This is a genomic window from Actinospica acidithermotolerans, assembly GCF_018139625.1.
In the GTDB taxonomy this organism is placed as follows: Bacteria; Actinomycetota; Actinomycetes; order Streptomycetales; family Catenulisporaceae; genus Actinospica; species Actinospica acidithermotolerans.
Genome location: NZ_JAGSOH010000085.1, coordinates 16,732 through 32,322, shown reverse-complemented (window position 1 = coordinate 32,322; position 15,591 = coordinate 16,732). Strand labels below are relative to the sequence as shown.

Here is a 15,591-nt window from a genome sequence, read left to right as displayed (position 1 = left end):
CGGCGGCGGGGGCGGGCTGCGACGGGCCGGCCGGGACCGGCACGGCGGCAGACGGGCGCGGCGGCACGGGCTGCCGCGTCTCGGTCGTGGCCGCCTGGGCCTCCGGCGTCGTCGTCAAGCCACCGCCTCCTCGTTCGCTAGGGCACCGGTCCTGCCGGTCCGGCTAGCGCTGCCTGTCGGACCATGGTATCCGCTGGACGCCCCCGGAAGACAGCACATGGTCCGGAACACCGGGCACCCCTGTCCGCATTCCCCCACGGCTCACCCGGGCATCACACCGTGAGCAGGGACGTCACCGGCAGCACCGGGCTCTCCTCGGCCAGCCTGGCCCGCCCCGGCAGGAAGCTCAGCTCCAGCAGCACGGCCACCCCGACGGTCTCCGCGCCGCACTCCCCGATCGCCTGGAGGGCCGCCGCGGCGGTGCCGCCGGTGGCCAGCACGTCGTCCACGATCAGCACCCGGTCGCCGGGCTGGAACGAGTCCCGGTGGATCTCCAGCACGGCCTCGCCGTACTCCAGCTGGTAGGACACGGCGTGGACCTCGCCGGGCAGCTTGCCGGCCTTGCGCACCGGCACGAAGCCGAAGTCGCCGTTCACGGCGACCGGAGCGGCCAGGATGAAGCCGCGCGCCTCGAGCCCGACGACCTTCGTCGCCCCGAGCTCGCGGCCGATCCGGACGAACTCGAGGGTCATCGCGGCGAACGCCGCCGGGTCGGCGAGCAGCGGCGTGATGTCCTTGAAGACGATCCCGGGCTTCGGGTAGTCGGCGACGTCCCGGATCCGCGAGTTGAGCAGCGCGGGCAGGTCCGGGCGGGTGTGCGTGGACTCGGTCACCGCAGCACAGTACCAACCGCGAGCGGCGCGGAAGGCCCTCGCCCCCGGTTCCGCGCGGGAACCGGGGGCGAGGGGCCGAGCGAAGGCGCCGTCAGCGCTTCTTCTTGTTGCCCCGCGGCTGCGGACGCTGGTTGCCGCGCGGCTGCACCTCGCGCTGGCCCGCCGCCGGGCCGGGCACCCGGCCGGAGATCTTGATCGTGCCCGCGCCCACCGGACCCGGCTCGGCGCCGACCGGCACGGCGGCCGCGACCTGCGGCTGCTCGGCGCCGGAGGTGCGCGCCGCCTCCTTCTTCGCCTTGGCCTCGATCCGCGCGGTGTGCGCCTTGACGGCCGGGTTGCGCTCCTTGATCCAGACCAGCAGCGGGGCCGCGAGCAGGATCGAGGAGACGGTGCCGGCGGCGATACCGACGAACAGCGCGAGCGCGATGTCCTCGAGGACCGCGGCCTGCGAGAGGATGCCGCCGATCAGCAGCGCGATGACCGGGATGACCGCGATCAGCGAGGTGTTGAGCGAGCGCATCAGGGTCTGGTTCACGGCCAGGTTCGCGGCCCTGTTGTAGGAGAGCCGGTCGGTGTCCACGAACTGCTTGCGGTTCTCCCGGATCTTGTCGAACACGACGACCGCGTCGTAGATCGCGTAGCCGAGGATCGTCAGGAACCCGGTGACGGTGGCCGGCGAGACCTCGAGGCTGGACCACGCGTACACGCCGACCGTGATCACGATGACGTTGATCAGCGAGACCAGGGCCGCCGCGGCCATCTGCCATTCGAAGAAGACTGCCAGGTAGATCGCGACCAGGATGAGGAAGACGACCAGCGCCTTGATCGCGTCCGTGGAGACCTGGTGGCCCCAGCTGGCGCCGACCGACTGCACGGTGATCGAGTTGACGTCGATCCCGGCCGCGTGGGCGAGGTCGGTCTTGAGCGCGTTCTGGGTCTGCGGCGAGATCACCGGGGTGGTGACGGTGACCTCGTGGCCGGCGCCGCCGGTGGTCACGGTCATCTGCTGCACGACCGGGGCGCTGACGCCGTTGCTCACGGCGATCGAGGTGGCCTCGGTGGTGCTCAGCGAGTTGGTCGGCACGGTCAGCACCGAGCCGCCGGTGAAGTCGACGCTGAAGTGCAGGCCGCGCACGCCGAGGCCGAGCAGGGCCAGCAGCATCACGACGCCGAAGGCGGCGAACCAGCGCTTGCGGCGCCCGACGACCTCGACGGAGGTCTCACCGCTGTAGAGGCGGTTGCCGAGCGTGCGGAAGTTCTCGAGCCGGGACATCTCAGGCCTCCACGCTCTGCTCGTCGTTCTCGGCGCCCTCGTCCTCGCCGGCCGCCGCGGCGGCCTCCTGGCGACGGCGCTCGGCGATGGTCATCCGGCCGCCGCGGGCGCCGGCGCGGTAGCTCTGCCGCTTCGCCCCCAGGCTCTCCGGGTCGAGTCCGGACCACGGATGTCCGTGCCCGAAGAAGTCGGTGCGGGCGAACAGGGTGACCAGCGGCACCGTGAACATGAAGATCACGACGAGGTCGATGACCGTGGAAAGGCCCAGGGTGAAGGCGAAGCCCTGCACCGAGCCGACCGTCATCAGATACAGCACGACGGCGGCGATCAGGGTGACCAGGTCGGAGGCGATGACCGTGCGGCGGGCTCGCGTCCAGGCGTGCCGTACCGCGGATCGCGTCGATCTGCCCTCGCGCAGCTCGTCTCGCAGTCGTTCGAAGAACACGACGAACGAGTCCGCGGTGATGCCGATGGCGACGATCAGACCGGCGACGCCGGGCAGCGAGAGGGTGAACCCGAGCAGCGGGCCGAACAGGCACGCCAGCGCGTAGGTCAGCGCGGCCGCGACCACGAGGCTGGAGATCGCCGCGATGGACAGGCCGCGGTAGTACAGGATGACGTAGAGGAACACCAGGCCGAGGCCGATCGCGCCGGCGATCATGCCGCCCTGGAGCTCCGAGCCGCCGAGCGTCGGGGAGACGATCGAGACCTGGCTCTGCTTGAAGTTCAGCGGCAGCGAGCCGTAGTTCAGCGTCGTGGCCAGCTTGCTCGACTCGGCCTGCGTGAACGAGCCGGTGATCGAGGCGGTGCCGGTGGTGATGGCGCCCTGGTTGACCGCGGGCGCGGACTGCACGACGCCGTCCAGGGTGATGGCGAACATTCCGGTGCCGGTGCTGCCGGAGTACTGCGAGTACAGCGTGGTGGTCTCGGCCGCGAACTCCTTGGTGCCCTTGGCGTCGAAGTTCAGGACGACCTCGTAGGCGCCGGTCGGCAGGCCGTTGGAGGTCACCGGCGTCGAGGTGGCCGAGGTGACGTCCTTACCGTCGATCACGGAGGGCGCGAGCAGGTACTTGTTGCCGTCGATGCCGCAGGTGGCGAGGTAGGCCGTCGGCTTGACCAGGCTGGCGTTCTTGGTGGCGGCGCTGTTGCTGCAGTTGAGCGCCTGGAACTGGGCGTACGCCTCGCTCTCCTGGGCGCTCGAGCCCGGGGAGGCGGAGCCGGCGGACGAGGCGGCCGCGGCCGTCGAGGCCGCAGCGGACGCGCTCTTGGAGGCGCTCGTCGTGGCGTCGGGGGAAGCGCTGGAACTGGCGGCGTCGGCCTTCGCGACCTGGGACTCGGACTGGCCGCTGGCCTTGGAGCTGGCGGTCGCCGAGGAGCTCGCCTTGGCGGTGCCGGCGGCCGAGGCGCTGGCGCCGGCCTTGGCGGTCGAGGTGCTGCTGGAGGAAGCGCTCGACGAGGCCGAGGACGACGCCGTGGGCTTGCCGCTCGCGTAGGTCACCACGGGCCGGAAGTACAGGTGGGCGGTGGCGCCGATGGAGTCCACGGTGGCCTGCGAGTACTGGCCGGGGATCTCGACGTCGATCGTGTTGGAACCCTGCTGGGTGACCGTCGCCTCGCTCACGCCGTAGCCGTTCACGCGCTCCTGCATGATGCTCACGGCCTGGCCCATGTCGCCGGACGAGGGCGCGGTGCCCTTCTCCGTCTCCGCGGTGAACACCGCACTGGTGCCGCCGGCCAGGTCGATGGCGAGACGCGGGTGCGTGGCGTGCACCCCGAACATCGTCGCGTACAGCGCGACCAGGATCACCGCCAAAGCGGCCAGCGGCCGCCAGGGTCGCTGATCCGCCACCCCCCGGCCCTTGCTCGACAGCAGGCCGGAGTACTTGTTGCTCCGGGCCTTTTTCGCAGCCACCTTTAGTCTCCTCGGTTCATGACAACGCGGACCGGCGCGCCGACGTCCGGTGGGCAGGACGACGCGCGCGGGGGCCGCTTATGACGCCGGAATGTCCGTTGCGTCCGGTATGAGGACGGAGGCGGCGCCGATTCGGTTCCCCGCGGGCGCACTGCCCCGACCCCCGTCCGGTCGGCGTCGGCCGGCCTTAGACCTTCTGCTCGTCCTTGGCGTCCTCGACCCCGCCCGCGGCAGGCTCCTGCTCGGCGGCCGGCTCGTCCACCTCGGCGGCCGGCTCGGCACCGAGGCCCTCGACCTCGGGGGAGACCACGCCGGCGACGGCCTGCTTGGTGAACTTGAGCTTCACGCCGGGCGTGGTCTCGATGACGACGTACTCGTCGGTCAGGTCGGTGACGGTGCCCACGAGCCCCCCGATGGTCCGAACCTCGGCGCCGAGCGCCAGCGCGGACTGCATGGCCTGCGCCTGTGCGGCCTGCCGCTTGCGGCCACGGGTCGTCATGAAGATCATCAGCGCGCCGAAGACGACGACGTAGATCAGAATCAGGGTCACGGTTATCGGCTGTTCTTCCGGGATCGCGCCTGGCGGACCAGGGCTGCGGTCGGTGCTGGGGAGCGCACCGACGCGCGGACGGGCACTCCAGGTCACGCGGAGTCTATGCGGTCATACTTGACGAGACAATCAGGCTCACGCCCGCGCGGGCGGATGTTCGCCGAACAGTGACCCGCCGCCTACGGCCGCAGGTGACCCAATACCAGCAAAGCCGCTCGGCGCGCCCCTGTCCACCTGCGCGGCAGGGCCCGCGCCGGCCCGCGCCGCCGACCCGGCCGGACGCGCCGGGCCCGGAGGATTTCTTAAGCGGCTATCAGGAAACCCGCACCCCATGCGGGCGGGAATGTCAGACTTTTACCGGCCGTCCTCGAAAAGGACGTCCTGACCCGCGCCGGGAGCGCTGCGCGGCATCGGAACCCCCAGGTGGCGCCACGCGGCGGCGGTCGCGATCCGGCCGCGCGGGGTGCGCGCGAGCAGGCCCTGGCGCACCAGGAAGGGCTCGGCCACCTCCTCGACGGTGTCGGTCTCCTCGCCGATGGCCACGGCCAGCGTGGACAGTCCGACCGGGCCGCCCTGGAAGAGGTTGAGCAGCGCGCCGAGCACGGCCCGGTCGAGCCGGTCGAGCCCGCGCTCGTCGACCTCGTAGACCGCGAGCGCGTTGCGGGCCGCCTCGACCGTGCCCCGGCCGTCGCCCTTGACCTGGGCGAAGTCGCGCACCCGGCGCAGCAGCCGGTTCGCGATGCGCGGGGTGCCCCGGGAGCGCGAGGCGATCTCGGCGGCGGCCTCGCCGTCGATGTCGATCTCCAGCAGCTTCGCCGAGCGGTGCACGACCTGCTCCAGGTCGCCCGGCTCGTAGAACTCCATGTGCGCGGTGAAGCCGAAGCGGTCGCGCAGCGGCGCGGGCAGCAGCCCGGACCGGGTGGTGGCGCCGACCAGCGTGAACGGCGGCAGCTCCAGCGGGATCGCCGTCGCGCCCGGGCCCTTGCCGACGATGACGTCGACCCGGAAGTCCTCCATCGCCATGTACAGCATCTCCTCGGCCGGCCGCGACATCCGGTGGATCTCGTCGAGGAAGAGCACCTCGCCCTCGGTGAGCGAGGAGAGGATCGCGGCCAGGTCCCCGGCGTGCTGGATCGCCGGGCCCGAGGTGATCCGGATCGGCACGCCGAGCTCGTTGGCGATGATCATGGACAGGGTGGTCTTGCCCAATCCGGGCGGCCCGGCCAGCAGGATGTGGTCGGGCGTGCTGCCGCGGCCCTTCGCGCCGTGCAGCACGAGCTCGAGCTGCTGGCGCACCTTGTGCTGGCCGACGAAGTCGCCGAGCGACTTCGGGCGCAGCGCCATCTCGGCGGCCCGCTCCTCCGAGTCGGCGCCGCCGTCCATCAGCCGGTTCTCCGACATGGCTCACGTACCCCCGTCTAGCGGCGCATCGAGCGCAGCGCGGCGCGTAGCAGGACCGGCAGTTGCGGGCTCTCGCCCTTCGCCTCGGCCTCGGCGGCCAGCGGCTCGACGTCGGCGAGCGCGCCCTCCGCGTCCCGGGCGGTCCAGCCGAGGCCGGTCAGCGCCTCGAGCAGCTGGCCGCGCCACGGGGTGACCCCGGGGGCGGCCGGCTCCCCGCCGCGGCCGGCCGGGATCTTGCCGGCCGGATCTCCGAGCCGGCCCTTGAGCTCGATCAGCAGCTTCTGCGCGCCCTTCGGGCCGATGCCGGGCACCAGCGTCAGCGCCTTGAGGTCCTGGGTGGCGAAGATGGTGCGCAGGCTGTCCGGCCGGTGGGTCGCGAGCATGGCCATCGCCACCCGCGGGCCGACGCCGCTGGCCGTCTGCGCCACCTCGAAAACCACCCGCTCGTCCTCGGTGCCGAAGCCGTAGAGGGTGAGCGAGTCCTCGCGCACGATCAGCGTCGTGTGCAGCCGGGCGGCCTGACCGGCCGTCAGTTCGGCGAGCGTGTCCGGGTTGCAGTGCACCAGCAGCCCGACGCCGCCGACGAGCACGACGGCGCCCTCCGGGGCGATCGAGACGACCTCGCCCTCGACGAAGCTGATCACCTGAAGCCTCCGCGCTTACGTCCTCTGGTCCTGTGCAAGGGAACGCTACCGGAGTCCGCCGACAGTCCCTGCCTTTCCATCGCCGCGGCGATCCGATCCGCCGCGCCGCCGCGCCAGATGTGGCAGACGGCCAGCGCCAGCGCGTCGGTGGCGTCCACCGGTTTAGGCGCCTCGGCGAGTCTGAGCACCCGCACGACCATCGCGGCGACCTGCTCCTTCTGGGCGCGGCCGTCGCCGGTCACCGCGGCCTTGACCTCGCTCGGCGTGTGCAGCGCGACCGGCAGCCCGCGCCGGGCGGCCGCCACCATGGCGACGCCGGCGGCCTGCGCCGTGCCCATGATCGTGCGCACGCCCTCCTGCGCGAACATCCGCTCCACCGCGACCGCGTCCGGCTGGTACTCGTCGAACCATTCGGCGATCTGCGTGTCGATGCCGAGCAGCCGCTCGTGGATCGGCGCTCCCGCCGGGGTGCGGATGACCCCTGCCGCGACCATTGTCAGCGGCGCGCCGAGCCGGCCGTCCACCAACCCGATCCCCATCCGGGTCAGACCGGGGTCCACTCCGAGCACGCGCATTCGCACAATCTATCGGCCCGGACCGACGGCGGGCGCGAAGGGAGGTAAGCGGATACTGCTCGTCGTGCGTAAGAGGGACGTGGACCACGACAGCGAAGAGGATTTCGCAGATTTCTACCGAACCGCCAGGGACGGCTGCCTACGCGCGGTGTACGCGGCATGCGGCGACCGCGCGCTGGCCGAGGACCTGACCGGCGAGGCCTTCGCCCGGGCGTACGCGTCCTGGGGCAAGGTGTCCCGGCACCCGGCGCCGCGCGCCTGGGTGGTGCGGACCGCGCTGAACACGCACGTGTCCTGGTGGCGGCGCCGCCGTCGCGAGGTGGCGTGGGACGAGGCGCTCGATCCGGCTCAGGACGCACAGCCCGGCGAGCGGCTCGACGCGCAGGTCACAGCCGCTCTCAGGGCCCTGCCGCGCCGTCAGCGCGAGGTGGTCGCGCTGCGTATCTTCCTCGATCTCGACACCGGGACCACCGCGCGCGCCCTCGGGATCGCGCCGGGGACGGTCACGGCACACCTCTCCCGGGCGACGGCCGCGCTGCGCGAGTCGCTCGCCCCGAATCGCGAACAGGAGCCGGTCTCATGATCGATCAGCAGGATCAGCAGTTGTACGACGAGGTGGGAACGGCCTTCGCCGACGTCCGTCTCGAGCGGGACGCCACGGACGTGATCAGGCGCGGCCGCACGCTGCGGCGGCGCCGGAAGGCGGTGCCCGCGCTGGCCGCTGCCGGAGTCCTGGCCTTCTCGCTCAGCCTCGCGGCGGTGACCGTTCAGACGCATCCGTCATCGAGAACCACGCTGGTGAACGTGAACGTGGACGAGGCGGCGTTCTCCGTGCACACGAACGCGACCACGGGCGTCATGACGATCACGATCCGCGACTTCCACGACGAGAACCTGCTCAAGCAGACTCTCGCCGACGCGGGGATCCCGGCTGTTTTCCACTCGGAGAAGGTGACTGTCGTAGAGGTCAACGGCGGGGAGAGGGTCTATGGCCAGTGCAACTGGGTCGGCGCGACGGAGCTGACGGTCGAGGTGGCCACGTACAGCTTCCACGCCGGAGTCACCATCTTCACGCTCTACCCGAGCCGGATGCCGCACGGCTCGGTGCTCGCCTTCAACTACACGACGCAAAGCGATGGGAAGCGTCTGGCCAGCGCCCAACTCTTCGCCAGCACGCCGACCGGCTGCGTCGTCTAGTCCGTCCCTCGAATGTACGCATCCAGCTCGGCCAAATAGGCCGAACGAGTGGCCTCGTCCAGGAATGAGGCCTCGAAGGAATTGCGGGCGAGCGTGCAGATCTGATCGTCGGTCAGCTCCAGCGCCGCCGCGACGCCGTCGTAGTTCTCCTGGACGTAGCCGCCGAAGTAGGCCGGGTCGTCCGAGTTCACCGTCGCGACGAGCCCGGCCTCCAGCATCCGCTTGAGCGGGTGGAAGCCGAGGTGGTCGACCGCGCGCAGCCGGACGTTGGAGAAGGGGCACACGGTCAGCGGGATGCGCTCGGCGCGCAGCCGTTCGACCAGCTCAGGGTCCTCCATCGAGCGGATGCCGTGGTCGACGCGCTCGACCCTCAGCACGTCCAGCACCTCCCAGACGTACTCGGCCGGCCCCTCCTCCCCCGCGTGCGCGACGCAGCGCAGGCCGAGTTCGCGGGCCCGCTCGAAGACCGCGGCGAACCGCGCGGCCGGATTGCCGACCTCGGCGGAATCGAGGCCGACCGCGATGATCTTGTCGAGGTGGCGTTCCGCCGAGGCGAGGGTCTCCAGCGCCGAATCGACCGGCTGGTCGCGCAGAAAGCACATGATCAGGGCGCTGCTGATGCCGTAGCGATCGCGGCTCGTCGACAGCGCGCCGTGCAGTCCTTCGACCACGACGTCGAAGGGCACGCCGCGGGCCGTGTGCGCCTGCGGGTCGAAGAAGATCTCCGCGTGCCGCACCCCGTCGGCCTGGGCGCGCCTCAGGTACGCGTCGGCGAGGTCGGCGAAGTCGCGCGGGGTGCGCAGCACGGCCATGAGCTCGTAATACAGGTCAAGGAAGGACTGCAGATCGGCGAACGCGTACGCCTCGCGCAGCGCGTCGGGGTCCGCGAACGGCAGCGCGATCCCGTTGCGCTCGGCCAGCGCGAAGGCGAGTTCGGGTTCGAGGGTTCCCTCGATGTGCAGATGGAGCTCGGCTTTCGGGATGGGCATCCGCCGAGGATACCGATCGCGAAGGCCGAGCTCCAGGAGGTCCGGGCCGGGGCCGGGCCGCTACTCCTCGTCGAGGACCGCCATGATCTCGTCGCTGATGTCGAAGTTGGCGAAGACGTTCTGCACGTCGTCGCTGTCCTCGAGCGCGTCGACCAGCTTGAGCACCTTGCGGGCGCCCTCCTCGTCGAGCGCGACCTGCATGCTCGGCATGAACGGCGCCTCGGCCGAGTCGTACTCGACCTTCGCGTCCTGCAGCGCGGTGCGCACCGGGATCAGGTCGCCCGGCTCGGAGATGATCTCGAAGACCTCGCCGAGGTCGTTGACCTCCTCGGCGCCCGCCTCGAGCACGATCTCGAGCAGCGAGTCCTCGTCCACGCCGTCCGCCTTGGGCACGATGACCTGGCCCTTGCGGCCGAACAGGTAGGAGACCGAGCCCGGGTCGGCCATCGAGCCGCCGTTGCGGGTCATCGCGACGCGCACCTCGGAGGCGGCGCGGTTGCGGTTGTCGGTGAGGCACTCGATCAGCAGGGCCACGCCGTTCGGGCCGTAGCCCTCGTACATGATGGTCTGCCAGTCCGCGCCGCCGGCCTCGGCACCCGAACCGCGCTTGACCGCGCGGTCGATGTTGTCGTTCGGGACCGAGCTCTTCTTCGCCTTCTGGATCGCGTCGAACAGGGTGGGGTTGCCCGCCGGGTCGCCGCCCCCGGTGCGGGCCGCGACCTCGATGTTCTTGATCATCTTCGCGAAGAGCTTGCCGCGCTTGGCGTCGATCACGGCCTTCTTGTGCTTGGTGGTCGCCCACTTGGAGTGGCCGGACATAGCCCTCGCTCCTTCATCCACGTACGCGTGCGCAGCCCTGCGCACCCTGATTCCATCGAAGCCTGCTCAGCGCGCCGCCCGCACCAGGTCCGCGAACACCCCGTGGACCCGGTGGTCCCCGGTCAGCTCCGGATGGAATGACGTCGCCAGCAGATTCCCCTGCCGAACGGCGACGATCCTACCCGTCGCCGGACCTCCGCTCACCCGGGCGAGCACCTCGACGCCGTCCGCGCCCTCGTCCACCGACTCGACCCACGGCGCCCGGATGAACACGCCGTGCAGCTCACCGTCGATGCCGGTGAAGGAGATCGGCCCCTCGAAGGAGTCGACCTGCCGGCCGAAGGCGTTGCGGCGCACCGTGATCGAGATGCCGCCGAAGGTCAGCTGACCCTCCGCGGCGTCGAGCACGTGGTCGGCCAGCATGATCATCCCGGCGCACGAGCCGTACGCCGGCATGCCGTCGGCCAGCCGCTTGCGGATCGGGTCGAACATGTCGAAGGCGACCGCGAGCTTCCACATCGCGGTGGACTCGCCGCCCGGGATGACCAGGCCGTCCACCGCGTCGAGCTCGCTCGCCCGGCGCACGGCGAGCGTGCGGGCGCCGACCGCCTCGAGGGCGGCCGTGTGCTCGCGGACGTCGCCCTGCAGTGCGAGCACGCCGATCGTCACATCATTCACGTGTGTCGGTTACCTGTCCTACTGCGTCGGTGTTTCGGTCGGCCGCGGGCCCGGCGGGCTACCAGCCGCGGTTGGCGTAGCGCTCGGACTCGGGCAGCGTGTCGCAGTTGATGCCGACCATGGCCTCGCCCAGGCCGCGGGAGACCTTGGCGATCACGTCCGGGTCGTCGTGGAAGGTGGTCGCCTTCACGATGGCGGCGGCGCGCTTGGCCGGGTCGCCGGACTTGAAGATGCCGGAGCCGACGAACACGCCCTCGGCGCCGAGCTGCATCATCATCGCGGCGTCGGCCGGGGTGGCCAGGCCGCCCGCGGTGAACAGCACGACCGGGAGCTTGCCGGTGCGCGCGACCTCGGCGACGATCTCGTACGGGGCCTGCAGGTTCTTCGCGGCCAGGTAGAGCTCGGACTCGTCCAGGGTGCCGAGCTTGCGGATCTCGGCGCGGATCTGGCGCATGTGCCGGGTGGCCTCGACCACGTTGCCGGTGCCGGCCTCGCCCTTGGAGCGGATCATCGCCGCGCCCTCGGCGATCCGGCGCAGCGCCTCGCCCAGGTTGGTCGCGCCGCAGACGAAGGGGACCGTGAAGGCCCACTTGTCGATGTGGTGCGTCTCGTCGGCCGGGGTGAGCACCTCGGATTCGTCGATGTAGTCCACGCCCAGCGACTGCAGCACCTGCGCCTCGACGAAGTGGCCGATCCGCGCCTTGGCCATCACCGGGATGGAGACCGCGCCGACGATGCCGTCGATCATGTCCGGGTCGGACATCCGGGCCACGCCGCCGTCCTTGCGGATGTCGGCCGGGACCCGCTCGAGGGCCATGACGGCCACGGCGCCGGCGTCCTCGGCGATCTTCGCCTGCTCGGGGGTGACCACGTCCATGATCACGCCGCCCTTGAGCATCTCGGCCATGCCGCGCTTGACGCGGGCGGTGCCGAGCTGCGGCGCCTGAGCCGATTCGGTGGGGTTGCTTGACACGTCGGGTACCTCGCTCGAGCGTCGGGGCGTAAGGGTTATCCCCACTATCTTACGATGACGGCTTCGGCCGATCGGCTCGCACCGTGTCGGGAGCGGCCCGGCGGCGGCTTACACACTGCGGCCGCCCGACTCCGGACCTGATCAGCGGCGTCAGCGCGCGAAGACGGCCGGCGGCTCGTCGTCGATCTCGAAGCTCGGCTTGTCCGGCGCGCGTCCGGCCAGCCGGAAGGCGCGCACCAGCCGGTGCGAGCGCAGCTGCCGAACGGCCCGGACCGACTCGTTGTGGAAGCGGCGGGCCAGCTGGACCCGCCGCATCGCCTTGCCGAGCTCGTCGAGCAGCTCGTGCCCGTCCGGATGCGCCCGCAGCTGATCGCCCTGCGCCGGGTCCTCGAACGCGGCGCGCACGTCCCTCGTCAGCGCGGATTCGGCGGCCTCGCGCTCGTCGGCCGGGGCGACCTCGGCCTCGCGCGCGCCGGAGGCCAGGATCAGCGCCGTGGCCGGGTCGAGCAGGCCGCTGCGCGCGAGCTCCAGCACGGCGGTGGAGCGGCGCAGCAACTGCGCGTCGAGCGCCACCCGTGCGGCGTCGAGGCGAACGTGGAGCCGGTCCAGCCGGGTGGCCGTCCAGCTGAGGTAGAGGCCGAACAGCACCACGAGCACGGCGATCAGGACGACCGCGCCGGAGTACTGCGTCAGAACGAGCCTCATCGCGTGCCGCCGTTCTCGGCCGTGACGCGGGCCGTGGACTCGGTGACCATCTCGTAGACGGAGAGGATGTCGCCCGCCACGACCGACCAGTCGTACTTGCGGACCGCCTCGCTCTCCGCGTCACGCAGGGCGCTGCGCCGCGCCGGGTCGCCGAGCAGCGCGAGGGCCTCGCGCGCGAGCGCCGCCGCGTCGCCGTTGGGGAACATCGCGCCCGCGGCGCCGCCCTCCAGCACGAGCGAGAACGCGTCGAGGTCGCTGGCGAGCACCGGCGCGCGGCCGCTCATCGCCTCGACCAGGATGATGCCGAACGACTCGCCGCCGGTGTTCGGCGCGCAGTACACGTCGACGGACTGGAACAGGCGCCCCTTGTCCTCGTCGCTGACCATGCCGAGGAACTCGACGTGCTCGCGGATGTGCCCCGGGACGTTCCGCAGCACCTCGTCCTCGTCGCCGCGCCCGGCGACCAGCAGCCGCGTCCGCGGCCGGGCCGCGACGATCGCGGGCAGCGCCTCGAGCAGCACGGAGAGCCCCTTGCGCGGCTCGCCGAACCGGCCGACGAAGCCGATCGTGCCGCCGTCCTGCTGCCGGTCGGCCGGCGTCTGCCACTCGGGCCGCGGCTCGAGCGCCGAGAAGAAGCCGACGTCGACGCCGTTCGGGATGACGACCGCGTCGCCGCCCATGTGCTCGACGAGCGTGCGCCGCGCGTACTCGCTGACCGCGATGCGCGCGTTGATCTTCTCCATGGCGGACGCCACTATCGGCGCCCCGGCCAGCATCGCCCGCGAGCGCGGGTTGGCGGTGTGGAACGTGGCCACGATCGGCCCGCTCGCGGCCCAGCAGGCCAGCAGCGAGAGCGACGGCGTCCCCGGCTCGTGGACGTGCAGAACCTCGAAGTTGCCGTCGTGGATCCAGCGCCGCACCCGCGCGGCGGACAGGAAGCCGAAGCTCAGCCTGGCCACCGACCCGTTGTACGGCACCGGGATCGCCCGCCCGGCCGACTGCACGTAGGCGGGCAGCTCGGTGTCCTCGTCCGCGGGCGCGAGCACGGACACCTCGTGTCCGAGCTTGAGCAGGTACTCGGCGAGGTCGCGGATGTGGAACTGCACGCCTCCCGGCACGTCCCACGAGTAGGGGCAGACGATCCCGATCCTCACCGCGCGCCGTCCGCCTCGACCGCGAGCGTTGTGGGGGAGGGATCGCCGACGGCGCCGTCCTGGTCCTTCGGCGCGCCCTGGTCCCCCGCCGCCCCTTCCGCCTCGGTCACCGGTCCGGCTCCGCCGCCGGGCCCCTCGACGGGGTCGGACGCGCCGGCCGGGGCGGGCGCGCGCTCCGGGTCGAGGTCGACGAGCCAGAGCCGCTGCAGCATGTGCCAGTCGGCCGGGTGCTCGGCGATGCCCTGGGCGAACACGTCGGCGACCTGCTGGCACAGATAGGCGATCTTCTCCTGCCGGGTGCCCTCGGCGGGCACCTCGATCTCCGGCCAGACCTTCGCGTGCGCGGCGTCCTCGCTGTACCAGAGCGTGACCGGGCACAGCGCGGCGCCGGTCGACACCGCGAGCGCGGCGGGGCCGGCGGGCAGCTTGGTGGTCTCGCCGAAGAACCGGACCGGCACGCCGCGGTCGGTCAGGTCGCGCTCGGCCACCAGGCAGACCAGTCCGCCCGCCCTCAGCCGCCGGATCAGGCCGCCGAAGGTGCCGGTGCCGCCGGTGAGCGGGAGCACCTCCATGCCGATCGACTCGCGGTAGCGCAGGAAGCGCTCGAACAGCTTCTCCGGCTTCAGCCGCTCGGCGACCGTCGTGAACCCGCCCTCGGCGATGCCGGCGACCCAGGCGCCCGCATGGTCCCAGTTGCCCATGTGCGGCAGCGCGAGGACGACGCCGCGACGCGAGGCGAGCAGGTCCCGCAGCAGTTGCTCGTTCTCGAGCTTGAAGGTCGAGACGACGCGCTCGCGCGACCAGGTCTCCAGCCGGAACGTGTCGCAGTAGTAGCGCATGTAGCTGCGCATGCCCTGCTTGGAGACCGCCCGGATCTGCTCCTCGGTGGCGGACGGACCGAGCACCCGGGCGAGGTTGGACTCGAGTCGGCGCACGCTCTTGCCGCGCTTGCGCCAGGACCGGTCCGCGACCTGCCGGAACAGGGCGTACGCGGTGCGTTCCGGCAGGCGCCGGACGAGCGACCAGCCGGTCGCGTACGCACGGTACGTCAGCTCCTCCTGCAGCTTGCTCACGAGGCCTCCTGGTCGTTCGCGGCGGGAGCCGGACCCGCGGGAGCCGGACCGGTGGGCGGTGCCGATTGCGCCGGGGTGCCCGGGGCGTCCAGGCCGCCCTGCCCGGCGGCGGCCAGGGCCAGCGCCTGCTTCCGTACGTACAGCATCCGCTGCACGACGGTGACGGTCGAGCCGGCGGCCAGCGCCCAGAACGCGACGGCCTGGACGAACGGCACGCCGAGCCCGTCGAGGCCGGTGGAGACCAGCGAGCCGACCAGCCGCTCGCCGCGCTCGACGAGGCCGACGTCGCAGCGGAAGCCGAGGGACTCGGCCTTGGCCCGCGCGTACGAGGTGACCATGCCGGAGATCAGGCAGATCATGCAGGCCAGGAACATGCCGATCTTGTGGTTGACCGCGAAGTAGTAGGCCAGCGAGCCGAAGATCGCCGCATCGCCGAACCGGTCCAGCGTCGCGTCCAGGAAGCCGCCCCACTTGGACGTGCGGCCGGACATCCGCGCCATCGTGCCGTCGAGCAGGTCGGAGAAGATGAACGCGGTCACCGCGAGGGTGCCGCCGAGCATGTAGCCGCGGGGGAAGAGCAGGATCGCGCTGGCGCACACGCCGAGCGTGCCGAGGAGGGTGACCGTGTCCGGGCCCACGCCGAGGCCCAGCAGGAACCGCGCGATGGGCGTGATGGCACGGGTGAAGAACGCCCGCGCGTAGCGATTGAGCATCGGTGAGGTATCCCAGCATCGGCATCGGTCGGCGTAGTGCGGTCCGCCGCGGCGAACCGGCGCCCATGCTATTGGACGGCACGGCTTCCGCGGATTTCACCT

General features: G+C 71.6%; 17 protein-coding genes. 2 read left to right on the top strand and 15 right to left on the bottom strand.

Going from position 1 to position 15,591, the window contains the following annotated elements; translation table 11 throughout:
• Positions 1-272: 272 nt before the first annotated feature.
• The 7 genes from KDK95_RS24200 to ruvC all read right to left on the bottom strand — a co-directional run bounded on the left by KDK95_RS24200 (position 273) and on the right by ruvC (position 7,188).
• Positions 273-833 (bottom strand): adenine phosphoribosyltransferase, encoded by a 561-nt coding sequence (locus KDK95_RS24200; RefSeq protein WP_307844615.1) that lies wholly within the window; start codon positions 831-833, stop codon positions 273-275.
• Positions 834-924: 91 nt separating this feature from the next.
• Positions 925-2,106, bottom strand: coding sequence for a protein translocase subunit SecF (gene secF, locus KDK95_RS24195; protein ID WP_212520565.1), 1,182 nt, complete (start codon positions 2,104-2,106; stop codon positions 925-927).
• Position 2,107: 1 nt separating this feature from the next.
• A complete protein-coding gene (secD, locus tag KDK95_RS24190; protein WP_212520564.1) occupies positions 2,108-4,018 on the bottom strand; it encodes a protein translocase subunit SecD in 1,911 nt (636 codons plus the stop codon).
• A gap of 187 nt (positions 4,019-4,205) precedes the next feature.
• Complete coding sequence (gene yajC / locus KDK95_RS24185; RefSeq protein WP_212520563.1) at positions 4,206-4,568, bottom strand: preprotein translocase subunit YajC; 363 nt, start codon at positions 4,566-4,568, stop codon at positions 4,206-4,208.
• A 354-nt stretch (positions 4,569-4,922) separates the two neighbouring features.
• Complete coding sequence (ruvB, locus tag KDK95_RS24180; RefSeq protein ID WP_212520562.1) at positions 4,923-5,969, bottom strand: Holliday junction branch migration DNA helicase RuvB; 1,047 nt, start codon at positions 5,967-5,969, stop codon at positions 4,923-4,925.
• A 17-nt stretch (positions 5,970-5,986) separates the two neighbouring features.
• Positions 5,987-6,613, bottom strand: coding sequence for a Holliday junction branch migration protein RuvA (ruvA, locus tag KDK95_RS24175; protein ID WP_212520561.1), 627 nt, complete (start codon positions 6,611-6,613; stop codon positions 5,987-5,989).
• Positions 6,610-7,188 (bottom strand): crossover junction endodeoxyribonuclease RuvC, encoded by a 579-nt coding sequence (gene ruvC, locus KDK95_RS24170; protein WP_212520560.1) that lies wholly within the window; start codon positions 7,186-7,188, stop codon positions 6,610-6,612. Before ruvC ends, ruvA begins: the two co-directional genes overlap by 4 nt.
• A 64-nt stretch (positions 7,189-7,252) precedes the next feature.
• On the opposite strand from ruvC, the gene KDK95_RS24165 reads away from it, so the two are divergent.
• Positions 7,253-7,771, top strand: a complete 519-nt coding sequence (locus KDK95_RS24165) for a SigE family RNA polymerase sigma factor (protein WP_307844614.1) — start codon at positions 7,253-7,255, stop codon at positions 7,769-7,771.
• A complete protein-coding gene (locus tag KDK95_RS24160; RefSeq protein WP_212520559.1) occupies positions 7,768-8,385 on the top strand; it encodes a hypothetical protein in 618 nt (205 codons plus the stop codon). The genes KDK95_RS24165 and KDK95_RS24160 overlap by 4 nt, the downstream gene beginning before the upstream one ends.
• Here KDK95_RS24160 and KDK95_RS24155 read toward each other — a convergent pair.
• The 8 genes from KDK95_RS24155 to pgsA form a co-directional block, all read right to left on the bottom strand.
• Positions 8,382-9,374: an adenosine deaminase gene (locus tag KDK95_RS24155; RefSeq protein ID WP_212520558.1), complete on the bottom strand. Its 993-nt coding sequence runs from the start codon at positions 9,372-9,374 to the stop codon at positions 8,382-8,384. The genes KDK95_RS24160 and KDK95_RS24155 overlap by 4 nt on opposite strands.
• A 60-nt stretch (positions 9,375-9,434) precedes the next feature.
• A complete protein-coding gene (locus tag KDK95_RS24150; RefSeq protein WP_212520557.1) occupies positions 9,435-10,193 on the bottom strand; it encodes a YebC/PmpR family DNA-binding transcriptional regulator in 759 nt (252 codons plus the stop codon).
• Between the two features lie 66 nt (positions 10,194-10,259).
• Positions 10,260-10,871 (bottom strand): pyridoxal 5'-phosphate synthase glutaminase subunit PdxT, encoded by a 612-nt coding sequence (pdxT, locus tag KDK95_RS24145; protein WP_307844613.1) that lies wholly within the window; start codon positions 10,869-10,871, stop codon positions 10,260-10,262.
• A 58-nt stretch (positions 10,872-10,929) separates the two neighbouring features.
• Positions 10,930-11,844, bottom strand: a complete 915-nt coding sequence (gene pdxS, locus KDK95_RS24140; RefSeq protein WP_307844612.1) for a pyridoxal 5'-phosphate synthase lyase subunit PdxS — start codon at positions 11,842-11,844, stop codon at positions 10,930-10,932.
• Positions 11,845-11,994: 150 nt separating this feature from the next.
• A complete protein-coding gene (locus tag KDK95_RS24135; RefSeq protein WP_212520556.1) occupies positions 11,995-12,549 on the bottom strand; it encodes a hypothetical protein in 555 nt (184 codons plus the stop codon).
• Positions 12,546-13,703, bottom strand: a complete 1,158-nt coding sequence (locus tag KDK95_RS24130) for a glycosyltransferase family 4 protein (protein WP_212520555.1) — start codon at positions 13,701-13,703, stop codon at positions 12,546-12,548. The genes KDK95_RS24135 and KDK95_RS24130 overlap by 4 nt, the downstream gene beginning before the upstream one ends.
• Positions 13,700-14,776, bottom strand: coding sequence for a phosphatidylinositol mannoside acyltransferase (locus KDK95_RS24125; protein WP_212520554.1), 1,077 nt, complete (start codon positions 14,774-14,776; stop codon positions 13,700-13,702). Before KDK95_RS24125 ends, KDK95_RS24130 begins: the two co-directional genes overlap by 4 nt.
• A complete protein-coding gene (gene pgsA, locus KDK95_RS24120) occupies positions 14,773-15,489 on the bottom strand; it encodes a phosphatidylinositol phosphate synthase (RefSeq protein WP_212520553.1) in 717 nt (238 codons plus the stop codon). Before pgsA ends, KDK95_RS24125 begins: the two co-directional genes overlap by 4 nt.
• Positions 15,490-15,591 lie beyond the last annotated feature (102 nt).

Bases quoted from the DNA above. Each gene is read 5' to 3' on its own strand.
- pgsA (WP_212520553.1), bottom strand. From the start codon at position 15,489: ATGCTCAATCGCTACGCGCGGGCGTTCTTCACCCGTGCCATCACGCCC.
- KDK95_RS24155 (WP_212520558.1), bottom strand. From the start codon at position 9,374: ATGCCCATCCCGAAAGCCGAGCTCCATCTGCACATCGAGGGAACCCTC.
- KDK95_RS24150 (WP_212520557.1), bottom strand. From the start codon at position 10,193: ATGTCCGGCCACTCCAAGTGGGCGACCACCAAGCACAAGAAGGCCGTG.
- KDK95_RS24160 (WP_212520559.1), top strand. From the start codon at position 7,768: ATGATCGATCAGCAGGATCAGCAGTTGTACGACGAGGTGGGAACGGCC.
- ruvC (WP_212520560.1), bottom strand. From the start codon at position 7,188: ATGCGCGTGCTCGGAGTGGACCCCGGTCTGACCCGGATGGGGATCGGG.
- KDK95_RS24135 (WP_212520556.1), bottom strand. From the start codon at position 12,549: ATGAGGCTCGTTCTGACGCAGTACTCCGGCGCGGTCGTCCTGATCGCC.
- secF (WP_212520565.1), bottom strand. From the start codon at position 2,106: ATGTCCCGGCTCGAGAACTTCCGCACGCTCGGCAACCGCCTCTACAGC.
- ruvB (WP_212520562.1), bottom strand. From the start codon at position 5,969: ATGTCGGAGAACCGGCTGATGGACGGCGGCGCCGACTCGGAGGAGCGG.